General features: G+C 38.8%; 19 protein-coding genes and 1 riboswitch. Of the genes, 9 read left to right on the top strand and 10 right to left on the bottom strand.

The window, feature by feature from the left end; translation table 11 throughout:
- Positions 1–84: 84 nt before the first annotated feature.
- On the bottom strand, positions 85–951 hold the full coding sequence (locus G6R09_RS12715; RefSeq protein WP_163922812.1) for a hypothetical protein: 867 nt from the start codon (positions 949–951) through the stop codon (positions 85–87).
- Between the two features lie 9 nt (positions 952–960).
- On the bottom strand, positions 961–1,185 hold the full coding sequence (locus G6R09_RS12710; protein WP_065168530.1) for an amphi-Trp domain-containing protein: 225 nt from the start codon (positions 1,183–1,185) through the stop codon (positions 961–963).
- A gap of 303 nt (positions 1,186–1,488) precedes the next feature.
- On the opposite strand from G6R09_RS12710, the gene gss reads away from it, so the two are divergent.
- Positions 1,489–3,372 carry a bifunctional glutathionylspermidine amidase/synthase gene (gene gss / locus G6R09_RS12705; RefSeq protein ID WP_163922809.1) on the top strand — a complete coding sequence of 628 codons (1,884 nt, stop codon included), beginning with the start codon at positions 1,489–1,491 and terminating at the stop codon, positions 3,370–3,372.
- Between the two features lie 95 nt (positions 3,373–3,467).
- Here gss and G6R09_RS12700 read toward each other — a convergent pair whose 3' ends face one another.
- On the bottom strand, positions 3,468–5,603 hold the full coding sequence (locus tag G6R09_RS12700; protein ID WP_163922807.1) for a TonB-dependent hemoglobin/transferrin/lactoferrin family receptor: 2,136 nt from the start codon (positions 5,601–5,603) through the stop codon (positions 3,468–3,470).
- Between the two features lie 309 nt (positions 5,604–5,912).
- On the opposite strand from G6R09_RS12700, the gene rplY reads away from it, so the two are divergent.
- Positions 5,913–6,191, top strand: a complete 279-nt coding sequence (gene rplY / locus G6R09_RS12695) for a 50S ribosomal protein L25 (protein WP_065168644.1) — start codon at positions 5,913–5,915, stop codon at positions 6,189–6,191.
- A 48-nt stretch (positions 6,192–6,239) separates the two neighbouring features.
- Here rplY and G6R09_RS12690 read toward each other — a convergent pair whose 3' ends face one another.
- Positions 6,240–6,518 (bottom strand): DUF1289 domain-containing protein, encoded by a 279-nt coding sequence (locus tag G6R09_RS12690; RefSeq protein ID WP_163922805.1) that lies wholly within the window; start codon positions 6,516–6,518, stop codon positions 6,240–6,242.
- Between the two features lie 269 nt (positions 6,519–6,787).
- Here G6R09_RS12690 and G6R09_RS12685 point away from each other — a divergent pair, with 269 nt between their 5' ends.
- The gene (locus G6R09_RS12685) at positions 6,788–7,105 is read left to right on the top strand and encodes a hypothetical protein (protein ID WP_065168534.1); all 318 of its coding nucleotides are present in this window, start codon (positions 6,788–6,790) and stop codon (positions 7,103–7,105) included.
- A gap of 53 nt (positions 7,106–7,158) precedes the next feature.
- Here the strand turns inward: G6R09_RS12685 and G6R09_RS12680 are convergent, their stop codons facing one another.
- Together G6R09_RS12680 and G6R09_RS12675 are read right to left on the bottom strand one after the other, a co-directional pair.
- Positions 7,159–9,543 (bottom strand): DNA polymerase II, encoded by a 2,385-nt coding sequence (locus G6R09_RS12680; protein ID WP_163922802.1) that lies wholly within the window; start codon positions 9,541–9,543, stop codon positions 7,159–7,161.
- A gap of 37 nt (positions 9,544–9,580) precedes the next feature.
- Positions 9,581–10,351, bottom strand: a complete 771-nt coding sequence (locus G6R09_RS12675; RefSeq protein ID WP_065168536.1) for a hypothetical protein — start codon at positions 10,349–10,351, stop codon at positions 9,581–9,583.
- Between the two features lie 214 nt (positions 10,352–10,565).
- Here G6R09_RS12675 and G6R09_RS12670 point away from each other — a divergent pair, with 214 nt between their 5' ends.
- Positions 10,566–10,892 carry an HI1450 family dsDNA-mimic protein gene (locus G6R09_RS12670; protein WP_036794328.1) on the top strand — a complete coding sequence of 109 codons (327 nt, stop codon included), beginning with the start codon at positions 10,566–10,568 and terminating at the stop codon, positions 10,890–10,892.
- A gap of 117 nt (positions 10,893–11,009) precedes the next feature.
- On the opposite strand, the gene emrD is transcribed toward G6R09_RS12670, so the two are convergent.
- The 3 genes from emrD to G6R09_RS12655 form a co-directional block, all read right to left on the bottom strand.
- Entirely contained in the window at positions 11,010–12,191 is a 1,182-nt protein-coding gene (gene emrD / locus G6R09_RS12665) for a multidrug efflux MFS transporter EmrD (protein WP_202906643.1), read from the bottom strand.
- Positions 12,192–12,555: 364 nt separating this feature from the next.
- Positions 12,556–13,152: a GTP cyclohydrolase II gene (ribA, locus tag G6R09_RS12660; RefSeq protein ID WP_065168538.1), complete on the bottom strand. Its 597-nt coding sequence runs from the start codon at positions 13,150–13,152 to the stop codon at positions 12,556–12,558.
- Positions 13,153–13,413: 261 nt separating this feature from the next.
- Positions 13,414–14,697, bottom strand: a complete 1,284-nt coding sequence (locus tag G6R09_RS12655) for an alpha/beta fold hydrolase (RefSeq protein ID WP_163922800.1) — start codon at positions 14,695–14,697, stop codon at positions 13,414–13,416.
- A gap of 322 nt (positions 14,698–15,019) precedes the next feature.
- A riboswitch (Fluoride riboswitch) is annotated at positions 15,020–15,094 on the top strand.
- Between the two features lie 210 nt (positions 15,095–15,304).
- Here G6R09_RS12655 and G6R09_RS12650 point away from each other — a divergent pair.
- The 5 genes from G6R09_RS12650 (at position 15,305) to G6R09_RS12630 (ending at position 22,316) form a co-directional block, all read left to right on the top strand.
- Positions 15,305–15,997 carry an iron-sulfur cluster assembly scaffold protein gene (locus G6R09_RS12650; RefSeq protein WP_065168540.1) on the top strand — a complete coding sequence of 231 codons (693 nt, stop codon included), beginning with the start codon at positions 15,305–15,307 and terminating at the stop codon, positions 15,995–15,997.
- Between the two features lie 102 nt (positions 15,998–16,099).
- A complete protein-coding gene (locus tag G6R09_RS12645) occupies positions 16,100–17,101 on the top strand; it encodes a GGGtGRT protein (RefSeq protein WP_065168541.1) in 1,002 nt (333 codons plus the stop codon).
- 240 nt (positions 17,102–17,341) lie between these two features.
- Positions 17,342–18,250 (top strand): manganese-dependent inorganic pyrophosphatase, encoded by a 909-nt coding sequence (locus G6R09_RS12640; RefSeq protein WP_065168542.1) that lies wholly within the window; start codon positions 17,342–17,344, stop codon positions 18,248–18,250.
- A 351-nt stretch (positions 18,251–18,601) separates the two neighbouring features.
- Positions 18,602–19,831 (top strand): outer membrane protein transport protein, encoded by a 1,230-nt coding sequence (locus tag G6R09_RS12635; RefSeq protein ID WP_065168543.1) that lies wholly within the window; start codon positions 18,602–18,604, stop codon positions 19,829–19,831.
- 34 nt (positions 19,832–19,865) lie between these two features.
- Positions 19,866–22,316 (top strand): VolA/Pla-1 family phospholipase, encoded by a 2,451-nt coding sequence (locus G6R09_RS12630; RefSeq protein WP_163922797.1) that lies wholly within the window; start codon positions 19,866–19,868, stop codon positions 22,314–22,316.
- Positions 22,317–22,408: 92 nt separating this feature from the next.
- On the opposite strand, the gene G6R09_RS12625 is transcribed toward G6R09_RS12630, so the two are convergent.
- Entirely contained in the window at positions 22,409–23,623 is a 1,215-nt protein-coding gene (locus G6R09_RS12625) for a patatin family protein (protein ID WP_163922795.1), read from the bottom strand.
- Positions 23,624–24,025 lie beyond the last annotated feature (402 nt).

The raw sequence follows: 24,025 nt of genomic DNA, 5'->3' as shown, positions 1-24,025 counted from the left end.
AGCAACAGACTCTTTTACTGTAAAAAATACCACTTCTTAATATAATTTATTGGTTGAAATGCAATATTATAGTTCTTTTGGATTTTACTTTAGCCGCTCCACCCAGCGTGGGAACTCATTCAAGTAAATCATGGCTGCACCTGATCCTTTGGTTGATACGTCATAGATTTTATTATCAACCACAACACTCATTTTATGAGCATTTTTGATTATACTCATTACGTTTATATCAAGCTGTGAATCACTGATAAAATTGTTATCAACAATTAACTTTGCATCTTTACCATCAACATCATAAGTTAGCCAACCTGTGGCTTCATTCGCTTCAAAAGTCAGTATTTTTCGAGTACCTGTTACTTCCACATATGCCATTTTACCAACATAACTTCCTGAGCCTTGTGGGTATGATTGAACAACCGTGTAATCACCAAAGGTTTTAATTGTCGATATATCCCAATCTTTATCATCATCGCAACGAGGCAGATTAATCATATGACGAAGCTTATCGGTTAATAACCAAATTCCACAGCGATCACCTTTAAAATAAAGGTAATTATTTTTAATCCCAATATCTTCGAGATCAATATTTGGAAAATTTATTTCAGAACAGTCATTATCGTTAAGCGCATAAAGGTAGGTACTACAGCCTCGAGAACCACAGTAGATAGATGAAGAATGTTGTACAGCTAAATAATATTTACCATGTATATCAAACAACCATTGATATAAAGAAGGCTCAACTGTTGTTAGTCCCTCTTTAATTGCTTGATTGGTTTCTTTAATAAACGCATTTGCTGATTTTTTAATTAATGGGCAAAGATTATGCGCTTGCTTTAAATCAAGTATTGTTGGACTAACCCAAGTAATATCATTGTTGGCAGCGATTGCCCCCTTAATAGAGAATAACAATGCTGCACAACAACATAGTGTAACGACGGTTCTGTTTTTCATTATTAACTCTTAGTCATTACGCCATTTAATTTGAAACTCGATTTCTTCTTCATTCCCTTCACGCTCATGCTCTACACTATATTCAGCACCAACAGGTACGTAAATGCGCTCACCTGCAATTTGAATATCAAACCGAGTACCGTTTTCTACAGCATCTGCTAAACGACGCAACTTGGCAGCAAACTCAGCATTTGAATATTGTTTTTCAATGTCTCTTTGTTTTTTGTCTGTCATTTTCAGTCCTTTTGAAAGATAAGCTCTATGTAAAATCCATCATAATAAAAAACGCTGTTATAAACTGCGACTGGTGTTGATTTTTAGTCACTCTAAAATACTCTTCAATTGCATTAATAATCCAAATTATTGAAAAATAATTACAATTCAATATTGTTCATTGAAAACAAATTATGAAAGTTTTAGCTTAGTAAAAATTATATTTTCCATACTCCCCCTGATGCGAATGCATACTTTACTTGCTCAATACTCTGAGCCACATCATCGGTCGTACAAAGTTAAATCATCAACTAGGCCAAGATAATGAACACAGACAACACTTCAAATAATGCTCCTTTCGGTACTTTGCTAGGTTATGCCCCTGGCGGTATTGCGATTTACTCTTCTGATTACAGCACCATTGATGAAAATGAATACGCAGGTGATTCTGCTATGCGTAGCTATGTGCATGGTGAATACATGGGCTATAAATGGCAATGTGTTGAGTTTGCTCGCCGTTTTTTATATATCAATTACGGGCTGGTATTTACCGATGTCGGTATGGCGTATGAGATTTTTTCGTTGCGTTTCTTACGCCAAGTCGTTAACGATAAAATCTTACCGCTTTATGCATTTGCTAATGGTTCTCGCCAAGCGCCTGTCGCCGGTTCATTGCTAATATGGCAAAAAGGCGGTGAATTTCAAGATACCGGTCACGTGGCAATTATTACTCAAATTATCGATAACAAGGTGATGATCGCAGAGCAAAACGTCACCTTTGAGCCATTGCCATTAGGTCAACAATGGACTCGAGAATTAACCTTACAAGTTGAAAATGGTGACTACACCATAAAAGATACTTTTGATGATTCTGAAATTTTAGGCTGGATGGCTTATAACATTGAGGCACATGACTGTTTACCTCAACCTTCTCCTTCAGCACAGTTGCTGAATATTCAATGTCGTTATCGTGATAACCAAGCACAATTTTCAAGCCCTTGGTTAGATGAAACCGATCCGCTTGAATTAACTTACCAACAAGCGAATAGCAACCAGTTACTTAACGATGATATTTACCGTTATTTCACCATATCTGAAAGCGCTGAGCATGAATTAGCCAAAGCAACCAACGAATTGCATTTAATGTACTTACACGCCACAGATAAAGTACTGCAAGACGATAGCTTGCTTGAACTGTTCGATATTCCGAAAATACTGTGGCCTCGTTTACGGTTATCGTGGCAAAAACACCGCCATAGCATGTTAACGGGTCGCCTTGATTTCTGTATGTCTGAAGATGGCTTAAAGGTATATGAATACAATGCCGATTCAGCATCTTGTCATACAGAAGCGTGTTTGGTCATTCAAAAATGGGCTGAACAAGGGGGAGATATCACTGAAAATAGCCCAGCGGAAGATCTACTTAATGAACTTGCCAGTGTGTGGAAGTACAGCCAAGAATATGATTTTGTTCATATCATGCAAGATGATGATACCGAGGAAGATTACCATGCGTTATTTATGCAAAAAGCATTAACCTTGGCAGGTATTGAAAGCAAAATACTCAAAGGCTTAGATGGCATTCATTGGAACAGTATTGGACAATTAATCGATGACGACCAACGTTTAATTCAATGTGTATGGAAGACATGGGCATGGGAAACTGCAATAGATCAAGTACGCGAAGTCAGCAGCACAGAATATGCTGCAGTGCCTATACACACGGGCTACCCTGATACTAAAGTGCGCTTAATCGATGTGTTACTTCGCCCTGAAATTAAAGTCTTTGAGCCACTATGGACAGTGATCCCAAGTAACAAAGCGATATTACCTGTACTATGGTCATTATTCCCCCACCACCATTATTTATTAAATACCGACTTTACGATCACCGATGAACTTCGAAAAACAGGTTATGCGATAAAACCTATTGCAGGGCGCTGTGGCAGCAATATTGATTTAGTTAGTCATAACGATTCAGTATTAGATACCACCGATGGCAAATTTAATAACCAGAAAAATATCTATCAGCAACTATGGTGTTTACCTAAAGTAGCGAATAAATATATTCAGGTTTGTACCTTTACTGTCGATGGTAATTACGGCGGCGTATGTTTACGTTCAGATGATTCATTAGTGATTAAAAAAGACAGTGATATTGAACCACTAATAGTAATGGAAGATGATGCAGTGCTAAAAAATAGCTAATCATTAAATACCCACAATCAAAAAAGCCGTGTAAATGACTATCAAATAGATATCATCACACGGCTTTGTTTTAACAAATTTACTTTGTTAATTTATTAAAAATCGTAGTTAACGTTTATACCGAAATTACGTCCAGGTTGGCTACGTCGCTCAATACCATTCGTGGTCTTGTTAGCCCCAGCCATATCTTGATACTGCCAGTATTCTTTATCTAGCGCATTAAACAGGCCTGCTCGTACAATCATGTCTTTTACCGGATGGTAATAAGTCGTTAAGTCCACTACTGTGTAGCCTGCTACATTCAGGTTATTTTTATCTTGCCAATTATCTTTAGCCGCTACCATGGTTACATCTAATGCCGTTCCCCATGTTTCATTTGGCGCATCGTAACCAATACCAACCACAGATGTTAATGGTGCAATGGTATCAAGCGTTTTTCCTGTTTGCTTATCTTCACCATCTTGATAAGCAATACTTGCCTTAGCATAAGTACCCATTGGCGCATTGATAACTTCATCAAGCCATAAATTCGCAGATAACTCTGCACCATAAATACGAGCTTTCTCTACATTTTCATTAGTTGTGGTCTTAAAATTATTCACTTCAGTAGTAACTTCTTGAATAAAATTAGAATAATCATTATAGAAAACAGAACCCGTTACATTACCTACATGGTTTTCAGCACGGAAACCTAACTCGTAAGAATTACTTTCTTCAGGTTTAAGATTTGGATTAGAGACAATCTTATAACCATGTGCTCGATTATCTTTATCGTAATACATTTCATACAATGTTGGCGCTCTAAAGCCCTGACTGTATTGAGCATAAGTACTAAATTTATTGGTCCAATGATAAACAGCCCCTAAACGACCGGTAAATGCATCACTGTCATGATCTTTTAAACCAGAAGCTGCATCAGGCTTAGCTTTAAACTCGTCATAACGCACACCTGCGGTAATAACGGCTTTATCATCCAACAAGAAAATTTGATCTTGAATAAATACGCCACGTTTTTCAGATTTTGCTGTTGGAACTTCAGTTGGGCCAGGCTTTGAAGTGCCTTTATCTAAGTTATAGTCGATATAGTTTAGATCAAACTTATCATTAACAACGGTCGCGCCATATGTCAGTTGGTGGCGTGATTGTGCCAACTCAATCGCTTTAGCAAACTGAATATCAAATTGCGTGCTGATATCTTTACCTGCGCGATAACGATTACGATTACCAAGCCTATCAGTATGATCATAATTATCATGCTGGCTACGTTGTTGCTGCCAATTGAGTTGCCATTTCAATGTATCAAACACCGCATTTTCAGCTAACCACTCATGCTCAAAACCGAAGCGTTTGCGAGTGTCTTGATCGTCACCACGAGTTTTAGTGTAAGTAAAGCCGGGCGCTATCGTATAACCATCACGCGATAAAATATCACCATTCGCATTACGCGTGTAATACTCCCCAGTGAAACCAATACGGTTAGCATTGTTTATTTGATAGAAAGCTTTGGCTAATACGTTATGCGATTCAATATTTAATGGATCGGCCGATTTACGCGTAACCCCTTTGCTATCATCATGGGTATTATAAGCATCGGTCTCATGGCCATTACGGTAGGTATAGATGATCATTGTTTCTAAGCCACCGATTTGTTTTGCAGCCTCTACACCTAACTTATATTGGTCATCGGCACTGGCATAACCACTTTTCAATCCTACATGTGATGTTTCACCTTGTAATAAATCTTCAGGGTTTTTGGTACGCATAATCACAGTACCACCTAAAGCATCACTGCCATAAAGTGTCGATGTCGGCCCTTTATTAACTTCAATCGCTGTTAAGGTATCAACTTCATAGTTATTACTATTTTTACGCATCGCGTCTGCGCCAGGATTATAAGATGCAGGTTGTTCAACCCCATCAACTAATACTTTAACGCGACTGCCCTTCATACCTCGAATAGTAATATCTTCCATACCAAATCGACCATGACCATTAACAGATACACCAGGTTCATATTTCAACGCTTGCTTGACGTCTGTAGCGAGGTTTTTATTCATTTGTTCAGACGTTATTTTAGCGACCGAGGCCGGTATATTTTTTATCGCCTCTTCTGTTCGAGTACCTGAAACAACAATTTCATCAAATTGAGAAACGCTATCTTGCGCAAAAAGTGATGGTGAAGAAAATGCCATAACGAGTGAGCTGGCGATAAGTGTCAGTTGCTTATTCATAATTCCCTGCTTTAACAAAAATCCAACGATACGGTTCGATGATGATTATACATGCCGAAATGATAATTACTATCATTATCATTCAATGATTGAGGGTTTTATTTCTAAAAATAAGCAATTGTTTAGCCACATAAAAACTAAGGAAAACGTCGATATATTCACCAATAATATGCTGATATAATAAAAAAACTCATATAAAGCCTAATATGCTTGCATGTCCTTATTGGGGTTGTTAGTATGCGCGCTCGTTTTACGACGCTAAGTAAGGTCGCATTACTTAGTGAATTATTAAATCAAAGAGTATTGATTATGAAATTTAATGCAACTGTACGTACAGACCTTGGTAAAGGTGCGAGCCGCCGCCTACGTCTTTCTGAGCACTTCCCTGCAATCGTTTACGGTGGCGAAGCTGCACCAGTAGCTATCACTCTTAAGCACAGTGATATCATCAACCAAATGGATAAGCCTGAGTTCTACGAAGGTTTTGTTCTTGTAATCGATGGCCAGGAAGTTAAGGTTAAGCCTCAAGACATCCAACGTCACGTGTACAAGCCAAAGGTTGAGCACATGGACTTTAAACGCATCTAATTGCGTGTTCATAAAACTCTTCAAAAAGCACTCTACGGAGTGCTTTTTTTATATCCTATCTTTCTCAATGTCATCAAATATAAATAGTTGTTGAGGTGATTGAACATCGGCTTCTTGAGAGATATTATGCTGTTTTTTACGCCGCATTATCCGCATATACCGCTGCCGACATAATTTTATGACCTTTATTTTTTGATCGGCCGTCATTTGCTGCCAATAAAAACGTTCATCACGACTACGATAGCATCCTTTGCAATAGCCTCGATTATTGACCTGACAACAGCCAACGCAAGGACTGGGCACATCAAAAAAATCCAGTTGCTCCATGTTACTCCACTCTTTAACGATTTCTACTGTGTTTATTGAGCATAATCTATGCTGTCTCAACTGCATTTAAATCGTACAAACTCACTCGCAATGTTAATAATATTGAGTCAATGTGTTTATTAAGGATCTTATTTGTTGTTTTGCTATGTTGATTTTTAGTTACTAGTTCTGCTAAGGTTATTAGCATTATCACGGTAGATAACAATTTATTTATTGATTAAATACATTATTTATCTCTTATATAATTAATGTATTAACTGGAGGGAACCATGGATTTTTTTGTACCATTGGCTAAAGATATTGATCAAGCACAGTCTGTTTACTCATCAATTGCAGAACATGTTTCAGCACCGACACCTACGAATGACAAACGTATTCAAAAGCTAGTTTGGACCCACGAAGGCATTGAATGTATCGGTGAAGTCGGAAAATTACCTCCTGAGATTTTTCGTGCTGATGATGAAATTTTAGCTATTTTTGAGTGTGATAATGTCTATAAAATTTGTACTCAAAACCGCGGTGTTATTAATTTCGACCCAATTCTAGCAACGATTGATACAGTAAAGAGTGTCATTTATTTTGATTAAATAACCGCTGTTAAAATAGAAACGCGCTTAATACAGCGCGTTTTATTTTATTATTAAAAAAGACCTAACTGTGGCGCAGTTATATTCTCAAACGACTTTCCAATAAAGATAAGAATACCATCAGCAACTGGTTTTAATTGTTTCTCTAAATAATGATTATAATCAATAGCACTTTGACGATATTCAACGGGCTCAGCACCTGATGTAGTAAATATATATTCTATCGCACCTTTATTTTGGTACTGTAAGGGCCGTCCTAGTTTGGCATTCATTTCATCCGCAAGTCGTGCTGCACGTACCTGTGGTGGAATATTTTTCTGATAATCGTCTAAATTGCGTCGTAAACGCTTTCGATACACTAATTGATCATCAAATTCCCCAGCCAAGGTACGATTAGTATAGTCACGAATATAATCATCAACATTGAGATCATGAAACACCATTGAATACAGTGTTTGCTGAAAGTGTTGTGCCAATGGTGTCCAATCGGTTCGCACAGTTTCTAAACCTTTAAACACCATTTGTTCAATATCACCCCGCCAGACTAATCCTGCATAGCGTTTTTTACTGCCTGTTTCTTGGCCGCGAATTGTTGGCATTAAGAACTTGTGATAATGAGTTTCATATTCTATTTCAAGGGCTGATACTAACCCATATTGCTGCTGGAGATGCTGCTGCCACCACTGATTGATGTGATCGACTAAAGCATCACCAATGATATTAGCATCTGTTTGAGAATGGCCTTTTTTAAGTGATACAAATGTTGAATCTGTATCGCCATAAATCACTTCGTAACCTTTTGCTTCAATCAACTCACGGGTTAACTTCATAATTTCATGACCACGCATAGTAATTGATGACGCTAAACGATGATCAAAAAAACGACAACCCGATGAACCTAATACACCATAAAACGAGTTCATGATGATCTTAATCGCTTGTGAAAAAGCTTTATCGCCATCGCGTTTAGCACGATCTCGTGCCGCCCATAATGACTCGATCATTTCAGGTAAAAAATGCCGAGTGCGATGAAACTGACCACCTCGAAAACCGCTGATCGCTTGATGATCGGCTTTACCCTCTTCAAGCAGTAAACCCTCAACTAACCCCATAGGATCGATTCTAAACGAGCGAATAATTGACGGATACAGCGACTTAAAATCGAGTACCAATACTGAGTCATAAAGCCCAGGTTTAGAGTCCATCACATAACCGCCAGGGCTGGCTATCCAATTTTCACTTTCTAGGTTAGGCGCGATATACCCCGCTCGATGTAACTGCGGCATATAAAGATTAGTAAATGCGGCAACTGAACCACCAATGCGATCAAGTTCAATCCCTGTAAGACGGCTACGCTCTATGGCAAATTCTAATAAATGAGTATGTTTAAAAATACGCGTAACAAGTTTACAGTCTTGTAAGTTATATCTGGCCAACGATAACTTATCATGCTTAAACATATGGTTAATTTCAGCCATACGATCATGCACATTATGAATCGCTTTACCTTCGCCTAACAATTCTTGTGCGACAGCTTCTAATGACCATGAACGAAAATTGTAAGTCGCTGTCTTTAGCGTATCGATACCATCCATCACCACACGACCAGGAATACTGATAAAACCTTGATTGGCATTTTGGGTTGAGCGGCGGTAATGGGGTGTTTGTTTACCTCGGCCAATACGAAGATTGATCTTATTCCATTCTGCGCGATGCAGTAATAGACGAAAGTCAAAATCAATCACATTCCAACCAATAACAATGTCAGGATCATACTCAATAAACCATGATTCTAATGCCAACAATAATGCTTTTTCGTCTGTTACCCATTCAATAAGTAGCTGATCACTCTCTTGATAATCAGCAGGTTGTTCTCCAACCATGATGACACGGCTATCCATCTCACTGTGCATACCGATTGAATACAAAACCCCTTTTTCTGAACACTCAATATCTAACGATACTAAGCTTAAATCAGGAATGTAATCAGCAGCTTTAGCTTTGGCACACAATACATCGTGGTAGCCATTACGTGATTTGACATCGCCGGTAAATATTAAGCCACCGCGAATAAAACGCTCCATCAAAAAGCGATCAGCTAATCGAATATCCGCTTCAAACGGCTTAATACCCTCAGCCTGCAAACATTTACTGATAGTAAGGTTGTCTCGAATCGTATCGCTATAGCAGCCCACGACTTGTTGCTGTTGAAATGTTTTAAGGGTTAATGGTTTCCATTGCACCGCAATATTAGCCGCACGAATAATTTCCATAGCTTGCTGCTGCTGACTAGCGCAGAGAAAAAGAACCGGTTTATCACCTACAATCGATAATCGATAAGGACCGGTGGCCGTTTTCACCCACAGAACAATTTCCGTTTGTCCTTTAATATCTCGACTTTGACGAGTTAATACAAACCCAGTTGAATGTGACTGCAAAGAAACCTCAATTTACTTTAATATGACAATAACGGCGTTAACCTATTTTGCGCTCAATGTGATTAAACTCATTCACAATCCATCCGCCCCATTGTGATAACAAAAATAAAGAGGCTTTTTTAGGCACTACCGGACCATTAATTAGTACAAATAATCGTTCAATCTCGGTTGTTTTATCAGGATAAACTGTTAAGAAATAATCTGCGCACTGTTGATCGGTATACGCCCAGCCATCAATACGACATGCAACTAACATAAAGCAGCTTCTGAGCATTTTCTTACCCGCTCGGCGACAATAACGTTGATAGTCCGTCATGCTGGTTGTGCGTCTAATTTGCTGCTGCATCGTCTCTAAAAAAACGGCTATATCATCGTTAAAGACTTTTGCAATTTCCCAACATGGCTCAAAATAACCAAATTGTTCACTAAGGTTACTACCGTATAAACAGACACTGCAATGTTTTAGCCAAAACCCCCACTTAAAGATTGCGGTAATAGAAAGTACTTCATCAAGTAGTAACCATGTAATATCAACATTAGTAATAACAGGATAATGCTGCTGTAATTTCTGACACACAACAGCGATACGGTGTTGTTCTACCGCTGTTAGTGGCGTAGTTATCACCACTGTCAGGTTAAGATCACAACATCCCTTTGTTGCCTGCCGATAAGCGATACTGCCATTTAGATAAATACTATGTAATGCCTCCACTTGCGACTGTAAATCGGTTACGGCCGCCACCAGCAATGGCATAAAATCTAATTGAAAAGCGGTTTGATTATCCAAACAAGGTAAAAACTTAGCCACAACACCTACTCATTACATAACTCACCTATATTAATGACAATATTAACGACAATTATTGTCTTTTTTGTCATTAACTTACCCTATAAAACCTATTTTTTTCGACACCCTAACGATACCAAATGCATTAGAATCAACCATTGTCGCTAAATATCGCATATTCCAAGGGTTTCGGTATAATAACACCACTACACATAGATAGAGATCAATCAGTATCATGGAAACAGAAAACCTTATTTCATACGATGATGTTATTGACGTTGCATACGATATTTTTCTAGAAATGGCAGCAGATAACTTAGAGCCAGCAGACGTATTATTATTTACGATGCAATTTGATGATCGTGGCGCCGCTGAAGTTGTTGAAACCCGTGATGATTGGGAAGAACATCTTGCTTGTGAAATTGATAAAGATCTTTACGCGGAAGTGTGTGTTGGTCTAGTCAACGAAGAAAACGACGAACTCGATGATGTTTTCGCTCGTTTACTGATCAGCCGCGATCCTGAGAACAAAGGCTGTCATATTTTATGGAAGCGTGACTAAGTTCAACTGCTGCTCCATATAAAAAGGCGCGGAATATACTATCAACGAGAAATTCGCTCGTTTGACCGTTATATTCCGCGCCTTTTGTTTACTTTGTTATAACCAACAATAGCGTTTTTATCGGGCTAAAATAGTCGTATCTTGGTTACTGTAACGGATCCACCACAAACTCATCACCACAATAATGGCCATCACCGTCATCACAACACCTAAGCTGAATTGGTTTTGTGCGCTCATAAATGATGCCGCTAATGTTGCAGCGCCAGCACCGACATTTTGTAATCCGCCAAGTACAGCGCCAGCAGTGCCTGCATGATTAGGAAAAGGTTGCACTGCGGCAGTCGTTGCAACTGGCGCTAACATACCGGTGCCAACAAAGTACAAAAATGCACCGCCAATTAAACTGGTAATGGTTACTAAGCCAGCAAAACCAGGAATAATAATCGTCACCGCACCTAATACCAATGCAATCATGCCGATAACCAATACGCGATCAAGACCTAAACGTCGAACTAAACGGCCTGATAACCATGCTCCACCTAGGTAACCTGGCAATGGTAAAATAAATAACCAACTCACAGTGATTGGGTCTAATTTCAATACACTACCAAGTAATACCCCTGCCGATGCTTCAAACACAGCAATACCTGCAAATGTTGCGATTAAGCAAATAACATAGCCTTGAAAACGACGGTTACTTAATACATAACGGTAGCTCACCAACACTCGCTCTGCATGACGTTTTTCTGGTGGCAATGTTTCGCTAAAATATTTCATCATTGCAACAGTAACAACAGCACCAAACACGAGTAGAAATCCATAAACTGATTCCCAGCCTAAATGTTTAGCAAGATAGCCGCCCAACACCGGCGCGATCAGTGGAGATAAAATAACCCCCATACTAATTAAACTATTCGCTTGGTGTAAATCATCACCATCATAGCTATCGCGCGGAACAGTACGGCACATTGCGCCACTACAACCTGTACCACAACCTTGAATAAAGGTCGCAACTAAAAACCAATGAAAGTTTGATGACAGTAATGTGCCAATAGTACCAATAAGAAAAATAACCATACCCGAAATAATCACTGGGCGACGGCCAATACGATCAGATAATGGACCATAAATAAACTGTGATAACCCATAAGGAATAAGGTATACAGCCATTACTGCTTGTAAATATGCGGATTTAACAGAGAAAAACGTAGCCATGTCAGGAATTGCTGGCACATACATTGTTTGTGTCATTTGCCCAACAGCAACCAAAATAATGAGTAATAATAATAATTTACTCATGTTATTAGCCGAAGATTGCTTAATCACAACCATCACCCTCAAAAAAGATTAATATTGTTAGTTAATTATTAATAATCAACATATTAAATAAGAAGAAAAATATAGAATAGAGTATCTCTGCTATCAAATACGAAGCGGGTTCGTTTAAATAGTATCTATGCCTGTAAAATCAGCGCAAATAGTAATCTTCTGCTTAATAACTAACAAGTGAATATTGTCCTTCACGCACGATTGTTTATTATCAATTGCATTAGAAAAACTAATGGTGAATAAATGGCAGGAATAACCGTCATTTTTAATCAAAAAAAAACCCGTAGTATTTTTTATAATAAAAATACTACGGGGCTATTTAAAGCTATCACAGTTAGTCAAACTTTAAGCGGTGTTTACCGTGTGAAGCCTTCACTTTCAAATAATTTTCATTACCATCTTTAACATGTGCTTTAGTTCCAACAACTTCAACAATATTGATGCCATTTTGTTCTAAATCACAAATCTTTTTAGGATTATTGGTTACTAAACGTATTTCATTTATCCCTAATGCGTTCAACATTTGAGCCGCTTCAGAGAATTCACGTAAGTCATCACCAAAACCAAGATGGTTATTAGCCTCATAGGTATTCATACCTTGGCTCTGTAATTCATAAGCATCAATTTTATTATATAAACCAATGCCACGCCCTTCTTGACGTAAATAAAGGATAATGCCGCCAACACTGCCCATTTTTTCGATAGTTTCATCAAGCTGCTCACCGCAATCACAACGCGAAGAATGAAACACATCGCCCGTTAAACATTCAGAATGCATACGAACCAGAGGAGCTAGCGTTTTATCTGCACCTTTAAAAATAATAGCAACGTGCTCTTTGCCTGATTCAAGACCATTGAACGAAAGCAATTCTGCGGGGATATTGCTGTTAAGACCTACTTTAAAAGGCACTCTTGCCCTAACATTTACCATATTTTTCCTAAGCACTGCTTCATGTCCCTGTTGTAAAGGGGCATTTGATTATGACTAAATAATACCGAAATTAGGGTACTAACAACAACTATATCAAAAATCGTTTAGGATCATTAATCCACATCAATTTTGAATGCGTTACATTACCACTTAGTGCCACAAATATAAATGTTATATTATAACATTTTGTATCGATAAACTGCATTTTCACAAATAAGTGATAAAATAAATGCACCTTTCTTATTGGCTTTATATCTGCCTTTACAGCGTATCGGATAACGCAATAAGCTGTTCTAGAATATGTTCACCATCAACACGTAAGCCATTGTGTTCATATTGATTGGTCTGCCATGATTTAGCATTTGCTAATAAGGCCAGCGTTTCACAACTATACTGATACTCAACATACATGTCTTCAACATACACTGCGGCAGCAACAGGCACGCTATTATTGGCTAACTGTTGCGCACAATATAACTGCGGCCAATCGTTTTTTTGTGCGAGTAAATGGGCAGCTTCACGTAGTGGTTGTAAGCACGTCATTTGATCAAACATCCACGGATAAACCATTTCACCAGTAAAACTCACATCTTTGCCCGTTTGATATTGATATTGTGGGTATTGAGAACGGACCCTTTCAGCTGACCACTCAGAAGCTTGTTGTTGACAATATATCGACTCATGCAAAATGGCATAAATAGGATTGGTCTGATAACTCTGCTGATTCAGCATGGTATTTAGAAAGTTATAACTCAGTTGTTGTTGTCCCTCGACGTCAACAAATGCATCTTCTAACGCATAATACATCGCGAGATCCCCCCCTGTTCCTCCTAATGCTATACCCCATGTCTGGAATTGCTCAACTGTGAATAATTGTCCATTTGGCAAATACGTTTGATTGTTTGAAAGATATTCAGCAATCGCATTACACTGTTGCTGTGCGCCAGCAAAACGCTGAAAAAATGCTTTATTCTTATCAGCAACTCTTTTATAAGTCGCTTGATACACTTCATCAGCGGTTGCTGTTATTGATGGTATGCCACCGGTAATAAAAACGCGTGACAAGCTTTGTGGATAAAAAGACAAATAATGTAATGCACAGAAGCCACCGAAACTTTGTCCTAGTAACGCCCACTGTTTAATGCCCAGATGCTGGCGTAATTGCTCTGCATCTCGAACAATATTATCAGCTCGAAAGTGGGTTAAGTATTCAGCTTGTTGCTGAGCCGATTTTGCCGCTAACGTTTGGTGAGAAATAGCACTACTTGCGCCAGTACCGCGTTGATCAAGTAAAAGTACACGATAATATTTTAATGCTGTTTTTAGCCAACCACTATTAGCATCTGGTCGTGGTGCAGCAAAGCCAGGACCGCCTTGCAAATACACTAACCAAGGTAAATGTTTATCAAGGTTTGATTTATGAACGACTTCTCGCGCATAAATCGTCAATGAACCGTCGGTTATTTGTTCATAATTAATTGGAACATTAATATTTATATTTCGAAAACAAAGTTGATCACTATAAATAAAGTCTTGCAATGTCATTCTCCAACGAGTTAATAAAAACAATTCTCATTTAATATTGATTAAATAATAATAGATTTAAACTTAATATTGTTACATCTGTTTTGTCAACATTAGAGAACAAAATAAAATTATTTAAATATCAAAATGTTAACTAAAAAAACAACATATAAAATACATGAATTAATAATAAGAATAATTATCAGTTAATGATTTCATAATTGAAATCTTTTTTCCAAAATTTAAATAACCTTGAATACAAAAAAAAGCGTATATTTATTCTATTAGCAAAATAGATAATAAAATCAGTTTTGTTGCTATAAAGTATCATTTGATATTTATCTTTATAGCGGGAGATGATGTTCCTCCTTTAACCGCCTTATTGAATTTCTTTAAGGATAATGACGTCTGACAACATTCGGCTTTTAATGGTCGAGGACCGTGTTATTTCTCTGTTGAATATCTGACGATATTCGTTCCGAACACGTCGCGTTGTTAACGTATATAGTCCTCGTCACATTATCTGCACGATAACGAATTATCAATTCTACACTGCTAATAGTAATACGCTAATGCATACCTTTTGTATTATCTTATTGCCTAACTGCGGTGTCTATGAGGCAGAGCAATGCAATACTCAAGTGAAGTTCAAAACATGTGTCCTATCTCTCGTGGTCCAATGCACGAGTCAGCGCCAATTCCAGTAGAAGGTCGCTGGGTTAGCCCTAAAGATGTTATTGCTATTTCTGGTGTAAGCCACGGTGTTGGTGCTTGTGCTCCACAACAAGGCGCAGCAAAATTAACACTTAACGTTAAAAACGGCATCATCGAAGAAGCACTAATCGAGACTATCGGTTGTTCTGGTATGACTCACTCTGCAGCAATGGCTTCAGAAATCATCACTGGTAAAACAATCCTTGAAGCATTAAACACTGACCTTGTGTGTGATGCTATCAACGTTGCAATGCGTGAAATCTTCCTTCAGTACGTTTACGGCCGTACTCAAACTGCATTTTCTTTAGACGGCTTACCTATCGGTGCTGGTCTTGAAGATCTAGGTAAAGGTTTACGTAGCCAAGTAGGTACACACTACGGTACACGTGAAAAAGGCCCTCGTTACATGGAGATGGCTGAAGGTTACGTAACTAAAATTGCACTAGATGACAACGACGAAATCATTGGCTACCGTTTTGTAAACGTAGGCAAGATGATGGAATCTATCGGTAAAGGTGTTCCAGCAGCAGATGCGATGGAACAAGCAATGGGTCAATACGGTCGCTTTGATGAAGCCGTTCGTACTATCGATCCTCGTCACGAGTAATCATAGACCTATATCACACAAGTAAATGGCGCGTTTATTTTAACTTCTTAAGAGTTACAGCGTCACTGAAATTGTTTTTACCGAATTAGAGGAAACTCCATCATGGCTGCATTATTTGAAAGTTTTGATCGTCGTATTGCAAAAATTACTCCAGTACTAGAACAGTACGGTTTCGCTTCACTAGAAGAAGCTCGTGATTTCTGTAATGAAAATGGTGTTGATGCATACAACATCGTTAAAGAAACACAACCTATCGCATTTGAAAACGCATCTTGGGCTTACGTTTTAGGTACAGCTATTGCACTTAAAGAAGGCGCAAAAACAGCGGCTGACGCTGCTGAATTCCTAGGTCAAGGCCTACAAGCTTTCTGTATCCCTGGTTCTGTTGCTGATCAACGTCAAGTTGGTATTGGTCACGGACGTCTAGGCGCTCGTCTACTAAGTAACGAAACACAATGTTTCGCATTCCTTGCTGGTCACGAATCATTTGCAGCAGCTGAAGGCGCAATCAAAATTGCCCTAAACGCTAACAAAGTACGTACTAACCCACTACGCGTTATTCTTAACGGTCTTGGTAAAGATGCTGCATACCTAATCGCACGTATCAACGGCTTTAACTACGTTGAAACTAAATTCGATTACGTTACTGGTGAACTAAACGTTGTTTCTGAGCGTCGTTTCTCTAAAACACAACGTGGTGACATCAACTGTTACGGTTCTGATGATGTACGTGAAGGTGTTGCAATTATGCACCGTGAAAACGTAGATATCTCTATCACTGGTAACTCAACTAACCCAACACGTTTCCAACACCCTGTTGCTGGTACGTACAAGAAAGAACGTCTAGAAGCAGGTCAAGCATACTTCTCAGTAGCATCAGGCGGCGGTACTGGTCGTACACTTCACCCTGATAACGTTGCTGCAGGTCCAGCATCTTACGGTCTTACTGATACTATGGGTCGTATGCACTCTGACGCTCAGTTTGCAGGTTCTTCATCTGTACCAGCTCACGTTGAGATGATGGGCCTTATTGGTATGGGTAACAACCCAATGGTTGGTGCAACTGTTGCTGTTGCTGTTGCTATCGAGCAAGCGGCTAAGTAAGCTCAAAAAGTTTATCTTCAAATAACGAAAAAGGCGCGAGATTAGACACTCGCGCCTTTATTTGTTTGTCTTAATTGTTATTTCTGCAAAATACTCTAGAATCTTTCCCCATCGCAAATTCTTGATCATGCTTATCCCTATAAAACACTCTGTCTTCAGGGTATAATCAATAAAGAATCAAGTTAGTCTTATATATGTTACACAGCACCATGCTGTTACAGATAAAGTAAAGGAAATATCATGATCCAAGTTGTAGGTCACAAAAACCCAGATAGTGACAGCATTTGTTCTGCACTAGTTTGTACAGCATTTCTAAAAGCTCGTGGTCTTGAAGCAACAGCAATCCGTCAAGGCGAAATGAACCGTGAAACACTACACATCCTTGAGATGGCTGGTGTTACGGCTCCTGAGCTACGTACAAGCGTTGCTGGCGAGAAAGTATGGTTAGTTGACTACTCAGATCTTGCTCAAGCACCTGATGATCTTGCTGACGCAGAAGTTGTAGGTATTGTTGACCACCACCGTCTAGGTGATGTAATGACAATTAACCCAATGGAAGCATGGATCTGGCCTGTAGGCTGTACATGTACAGTGCTATTCAACTTATTCAAGATTGAAGGTCACGAGATCACACGTGAACTAGCAGTACTTATGATGTCAGCGATCCTATCTGATACTGTAGGTTTTGCTTCTCCAACATGTACTCAAAAAGACAAAGATGCAGTACATGAGCTTGCTCAAATTGCTGATGTGCAAGATCTAGAAGCATTTATCAAGGCGCTTCTTATTGCTAAAACCGATATCGAAGGTTTAACAGCAGCACAACTTGTTGAGAAAGACCTTAAGGGCTACCCTTTCAACGATCGTGACGTTGTTGTTGGCCAAATCGAACTTGCTACACTTGAGCAAGTTGATAGCATGATTGAAGAGCTTCAAGCCGATCTTCAGCGTCGTTGTGACGAAGAAGGTCTTGGTATGGCGGCATTGATGTTAACAGACATCACAACTAGCACTACACGCCTACTTTACACTGGTGATTGGAATCACATCTTAGATGAGCATGCAAAAGACGGTATGCTGATGATGGAAAATACACTGAGCCGTAAGAAGCAAGGCTGGCCTTGGCTACAAACAGTACTTGCAAAGTAAATAATCACCACGATTATTGAGAATAAAGGTCCTTTTGAAGGGCCTTTTTTTTGGTCAAAATCCGCAGTAAACATCAATTAAAATGCAGTGAACGTCGTCTAATATGTAAAACTTCATCACTTACATCGTCAAAATTAGAGTAAATACTTTAACATTTTTATCAATCAAAACTTATCTATAACCCATCAATATGAACAAAGTATAACCAAACAAACCATTTTATTGTGATATTTGTCCATCTTTGCTTATTATTCCCTTGAGGTATAACTATACTTCCCTCTCTTAAAAATCCTACCGTCATTGACGGGTGAAACAGCAAGAAGCTACTCGCAATTATAGAGAGACAGCATAATGTCCATTAATAAAAATAATATTGCCTTAATTATTACCGCAATAATTTCCTGCCAAGCGCATGCCGCTGGCTATCAAGTATCAGAACATTCAGCAGCAGGTCTTGGACGAGCTTATGCAGGTGATGCCGCTGTCGCAGATACGGCAGCTGTTCTAGCGCGTAACCCCGCCGCTATGACCTTATTTAAACACGCTGAAATATCAGGTGTTGCCAGTGTTATCAACCCATCAATTGATATTGATGATCACACTCATAATGAAACAGCAAAAGATATTTCACCAGTCAGCTTTGTACCTGCGGCATACTACATCCAACCGCTTAATGACAAAACCGCGGTTGGTTTAGCCATTTTCAGTAATTATGGCGTGACAACCGATTATCCAAAAGCAATGCAAGCAGGCAGTTTAGCGGGTAAAACATCATTAGAAACGGTTAACTTCAACCCTAATATTGCTTATCGTCTATCACCACAATTAAGCATTGGTGGCGGTGTTAGCCTTGTTTATGGTACCGCAGAATTTGACCGTCGTTTAGGCTCTTTATCTTACGCAGCACCAAGTCATAACCTTATCGATATGAAAGGCACAAGTTGGGGCTGGGGCTGGAATATTGGTGCGTTATATGAACTCGATAATAACAACCGTTTTGGATTAAGCTACCGCTCACAAGTTGATCTCAATTTTAATGGCCATTTTACTGACTACTTGGGCCAAGCAACATCCAAACCCAATCAAACTGTTGCAGCAAATCTTAAGCTACCACTGCCAGCGATTGCTGAGTTTTCAGGCTTCCACCAGCTAAACCCACAATGGGCTATTAGCTATAGTGTCCAATGGACGCAATACAATAAATTCAAACAAATTAAAGCGACCAGCTCTGAATGTGCTAATGGCAGCTGTTTTATTAAGAAAGAAAGCTTTAAAGATACTTATCGTTGGGCAATCGGTACAACTTACACCCTCAATCCAACTTGGACATTACGCTATGGCTTTGCCATTGATCAGCAAGCGGGACAAGCAACACTGAGTATTCCAGATACCGACCGTTATTGGTATTCAGCAGGTGCGACTTACCATTACAGCCCTGCACTTTCTGTTGATCTTGGTGTGACTTATATTCACAGTAAAAAAGCTGATTTTATCGAGCAAACACCCGTCGGTGAGAAAGACAGCTTAACGTCATCAGGTAAAGCTTACCTAGCCGCCGCTCAAGTTAATTACCGCTTTTAATGCGAAATAAACTATAAACTCATTAGGAATCACAATGAAAATACGTTCTATCGCATTATTAGTCACCTCTGCGCTAACTTTAATAGCATGTAAAGGTAACGGAAGTTTAGAGAATCAATCACCGATTGATCCAAATATTGCAGCAAGTTTAAAAGCAGAAACAAAGATAAATTTTGATCTACTCGCTAAAGATAAAAAGCTAATATTGCCGACCTATTTAGCCATGGATGTGCAAGATGGCACACTAGCAACTGAAGCAATGGCGCAAGATAAAACCAATATTTCAGATCCATTAGTCGCTATGGGTCAAACTGATGGTTGGAGTACCACCCAGCCGATCACCATTAATTTTACCGGTAAGGATCTCGATAAATCACCGGCAGAAAATAGCTTTTATTTAATTAAATCAGGTGATCCAACTAACCCTGACGATACAACAAAGCCAACTCTATTATCTCAGCAAAATGGAGATTTTACTCTTCAAGTCTCTGGCCACAGTTTAATTGTGATCCTGCTTAAACCATTAGATCCTGCTAGTAACTACATGTACGCCGTTACTGATGATTTAAAAGATGTTAATGGTCAGCCTGTAGGCATGAGTAACTCGTATGCCTTGTTAAAATCAGATAACTTACCACCAGCACCTGCATTGTTACCTGCACAAAAGATCACTCATGCAACCGAAAATGCTTTCCACGGTATTGTAGAAAAGCGCGATATTATCTTCTCTTCATGGTTTACGACGCTTTCTTCTGGCGATGTGTTATTTGCTGCCAAAATGGCAACTGAAGAGGCACTACAGAACGGCGCAAACACCGTCTGGAAAGGCTCAGCTATTGCACCAACCGTTACATCAGCACAACTTGATAAACTGTTTACCTTCTCGCAGCCAATAGAAGTTGAGGATATCAATAAAGTAAATGGTAAAAGCAATGTCCGTATCTATCACGGTAAACTTTCTTTACCTTATTACTTAGATATTCAACCAAACAAGTTCATGAATACCCCTTGGCAAAGTGGTATGCCAAGCCTTGCTAAAATTAAATATGTGTTAACTAATGGTAGTGATGCAGATAAAGCGACTATTTTAAATCAGTTAGCTGCGGCGAATGTATCACTACAAGACATGGCACAAGTTGCGACTAACCCGCAAATACAAGTTGAAGTATTAACTAAATTAATGGGTAAAACACTGTATTTAGCCAATGGCAACCAACTGGATCCTGAGCGTTTGATCACTCGTTACAGCGCTGTTCCTGAGCTAAAATCAGTACAAACGATTGATTATACTTTAGTACTACCAAGTAACAAAAAATGCCAAGCACTTGGTGCTAACGATGTCACTATCTTCCAACACGGTATTACTGCGGATAAAAGTGTATTAACCGCACACAGCGATGGTTTACCGTCTTTAGCTGAAATGTTAATTGGCGATCAATGCCGCGCTATTTTTGCCATAAACCAGCCATTACATGGTGAAGATCGTGGTATTCATCTAACAGATACAAATGGCAATACTAAATACGAGAATGCTTCCTCAGATCCATCTATCTATTTAAACTTACAAGATTTAACCGTTGCACGAGATAACTTACGCCAAAGTACAATTGATGTGGTCAATCTGCGTGCCTCTATTGGCTCACTGTTTGCTCATATTCAGCAGCAACAACACAATAGCCAAGATCCAACCCCTGCTTCACCATTAGAGATGTTAAATCCTAATAACGGTGTTAATTTTACGGGTCACTCATTAGGTGCAATTGTTGGTACTAATGTCGGTAATATTGCTAATCGTCCAACAATGAACCCTGCGTTTGATAAACAATACTTTGCTATTAATAAACTCGCATTGGCTAACCCAGGTGCAGAGATCCCCTACCTACTATTAAACTCTGGTAGTTTTGGTGGTCTTTTAAAAGCGGGAATTTTACAAACAACTGTATCAAACCCGACCCAAATAACGCCTGAAGTGATTGAAACTGGTAAGTTTCTACAAGCACTCAATGTTTGCTATAACGCTCAAGACGATAACAATAAAGATTTGAATAAGTGCTACGTCAATAACATTAGCGCGATTAGTCAAAATAACCCGAGTTTATTCGCTCAATGGACCGAGAGTTACGTTAAGTTTGCCTATGCTGCACAAACGGTGATGGATCCTGTCGATCCAATTAACCTTGCTAAAGGTATTCCAGCTGCAGTGCCTGTATTGGTGCAAATGGTTACAGGTGACAGTACAATTCCAAATATTACGACACCTAATAATTTACCTTATTCGCCATTCACGGGTACTGAACCTCTGATTAAACAACTGGGGCTAACGCCAAATAATGACACTAAAGGTTGGAAGGTATATTCACCTGGCAGTCACACCTCATTATTAGATGTTACTCAACCAAAGGCTAATGATAATTTTACTGTTGATGAATCAAAAGCAACCACAACAAAAATGCAGGCTGATATGAAAACTTTCTTAAATAAGTAAGATAGCCTAGTAAATAGCCTTGATAATCAAGTGAATATATATTTCAGATTGGTTATCAAGGCTTTTTATGATTCAGCGCAGATAAACATACTCTAGCGTAAATGCTGCATCAAACTGGTCTTTTGATTGAGTATCTGAGAAAACGAGCGAATAAATTGCTCACCAATTTGCTGACCTTGATGGTAATCAAGTTCTAAATCTTCATAACTACTTAATAAAGCACTACTGTTTAGCGTTTTCTCTGGCGCAATTTGAATCACTTGTAACCCTTGAGGTGGATTCGTCAGAAAATCATTCACATCTCGATAAGTATGATGATAACGCGCTAACATTTCTAATATTTCAGAATTAGTTCCCTGCCCTGTTAACTGTAATAATCGTTCTATATTTAACTGTGAAAACCAACTCTTTTTAGCTACAGCTTGATCGACAAATTTATTGTTCGACTGCTCACTTATTTCATCTTCCCAGTAATTTTGTCGCCATTGTTCAAATCGTTGACTTAATTCTTGGTGAATATTCTTTATTTTATCGACCGATTCATTGAGGCTTAACTTATCAATATAATAAGGTAATTGTGTTTCAATATTTTCACGCCAATCATCAAAAATACCCCGTTCATCATTACCGCTACTGTTGGCATGGTTATCTTCTAGCGGTTCAGTGCGAATAACCACCACTAAATCAGCCCCGCGCCGCCATGCTTCTTTTACTGGAATTGCAGCACTAACACCACCATCAACCCATTGCAGCTCATTCATATTAACAGGCTGATTATAAAGTAACGGAATAGCACAGCTTGCCAATAAGACCTCGCTCCAATCTTGTTGGTACATTGGTAAATAATAGTCTTGGAGGGTGTCTTTGCGGGTCGCACATGCGAGTGCAGTACGATGAGCTAGTGTTTTATGCGCAGTTGCAATATCTAACGGATACAAACCTGAGGGTGATACTTGTTGTAATGCCCAATCGAGGTTCATTGGCTGTTGTTTGCTGAGGTATTTATATAGATTAAAAAACTTATCATCCATCGAGACATCACGAATAAAATGATAGCCGAATCGAGGCTGACGACTAATAAAAGAAGATAAATTAAGCGCACCCGCAGAGGTACCGATATACAATTCAAACGGATCAAATTGGTGTTCAAGAAAGCTATCAAGTACACCCGCAGAAAAAATACCGCGTTGACCACCACCTTGAACAATTAGCGCCATTTTCTTGTGGGGGGCTGCGTGTATCATCGACGAAAAATCAGCGATAGATTGGTCATTGAAATCACGCAGACTAAATGGAAGATAATTCATCTCTTCTCCCTGTTAAATATGCCCAAAAGCATACATTAATGTATCTAAGAGAATCGAATATACAATCTGCACATACCTATAGGAAATATTATTTATAAACTTCCATGATAATTATCTAATATTAGTGATTTTAAGTGTTAGGCATGCAGAGCAACCAGTCCATAACTTGCCAGCGTAAAAAGCGTAATCGTTACGGCTACTAGCGCTATTCTTAATTCAATATTCATCATTAACCCCTTTATTTTTGTAACAATTTATTAACCTAATTGTATGGTGAGATTGTCAAGAAAATCAATATCAATTACAATAATTATAACTCTGATCACACTGTTTGCCCTTTATATATCCGTAAGATGCCATCAATAAACTGGCGTACTACCCTGTATATACATTGCATATTTT

This window comes from Photobacterium sp. Alg240-V54, from assembly GCF_900537155.1.
GTDB lineage: Bacteria > Pseudomonadota > Gammaproteobacteria > Enterobacterales > Vibrionaceae > Photobacterium.
Note: the sequence above shows the minus strand (reverse complement) of the source record. Positions and strands in the feature narration are given on the sequence as shown.

What these genes read in the sequence shown, in the direction of transcription:
- G6R09_RS12715 (WP_163922812.1), bottom strand. Translation starts at nt 951, where the DNA reads ATGAAAAACAGAACCGTCGTTACACTATGTTGTTGTGCAGCATTGTTA.
- G6R09_RS12710 (WP_065168530.1), bottom strand. Translation starts at nt 1,185, where the DNA reads ATGACAGACAAAAAACAAAGAGACATTGAAAAACAATATTCAAATGCT.
- gss (WP_163922809.1), top strand. Translation starts at nt 1,489, where the DNA reads ATGAACACAGACAACACTTCAAATAATGCTCCTTTCGGTACTTTGCTA.
- G6R09_RS12700 (WP_163922807.1), bottom strand. Translation starts at nt 5,603, where the DNA reads ATGAATAAGCAACTGACACTTATCGCCAGCTCACTCGTTATGGCATTT.
- rplY (WP_065168644.1), top strand. Translation starts at nt 5,913, where the DNA reads ATGAAATTTAATGCAACTGTACGTACAGACCTTGGTAAAGGTGCGAGC.
- G6R09_RS12690 (WP_163922805.1), bottom strand. Translation starts at nt 6,518, where the DNA reads ATGGAGCAACTGGATTTTTTTGATGTGCCCAGTCCTTGCGTTGGCTGT.
- G6R09_RS12685 (WP_065168534.1), top strand. Translation starts at nt 6,788, where the DNA reads ATGGATTTTTTTGTACCATTGGCTAAAGATATTGATCAAGCACAGTCT.
- G6R09_RS12670 (WP_036794328.1), top strand. Translation starts at nt 10,566, where the DNA reads ATGGAAACAGAAAACCTTATTTCATACGATGATGTTATTGACGTTGCA.
- emrD (WP_202906643.1), bottom strand. Translation starts at nt 12,191, where the DNA reads ATGAGTAAATTATTATTATTACTCATTATTTTGGTTGCTGTTGGGCAA.
- ribA (WP_065168538.1), bottom strand. Translation starts at nt 13,152, where the DNA reads ATGGTAAATGTTAGGGCAAGAGTGCCTTTTAAAGTAGGTCTTAACAGC.
- G6R09_RS12655 (WP_163922800.1), bottom strand. Translation starts at nt 14,697, where the DNA reads ATGACATTGCAAGACTTTATTTATAGTGATCAACTTTGTTTTCGAAAT.
- G6R09_RS12650 (WP_065168540.1), top strand. Translation starts at nt 15,305, where the DNA reads ATGCAATACTCAAGTGAAGTTCAAAACATGTGTCCTATCTCTCGTGGT.
- G6R09_RS12645 (WP_065168541.1), top strand. Translation starts at nt 16,100, where the DNA reads ATGGCTGCATTATTTGAAAGTTTTGATCGTCGTATTGCAAAAATTACT.
- G6R09_RS12640 (WP_065168542.1), top strand. Translation starts at nt 17,342, where the DNA reads ATGATCCAAGTTGTAGGTCACAAAAACCCAGATAGTGACAGCATTTGT.
- G6R09_RS12635 (WP_065168543.1), top strand. Translation starts at nt 18,602, where the DNA reads ATGTCCATTAATAAAAATAATATTGCCTTAATTATTACCGCAATAATT.
- G6R09_RS12630 (WP_163922797.1), top strand. Translation starts at nt 19,866, where the DNA reads ATGAAAATACGTTCTATCGCATTATTAGTCACCTCTGCGCTAACTTTA.
- G6R09_RS12625 (WP_163922795.1), bottom strand. Translation starts at nt 23,623, where the DNA reads ATGAATTATCTTCCATTTAGTCTGCGTGATTTCAATGACCAATCTATC.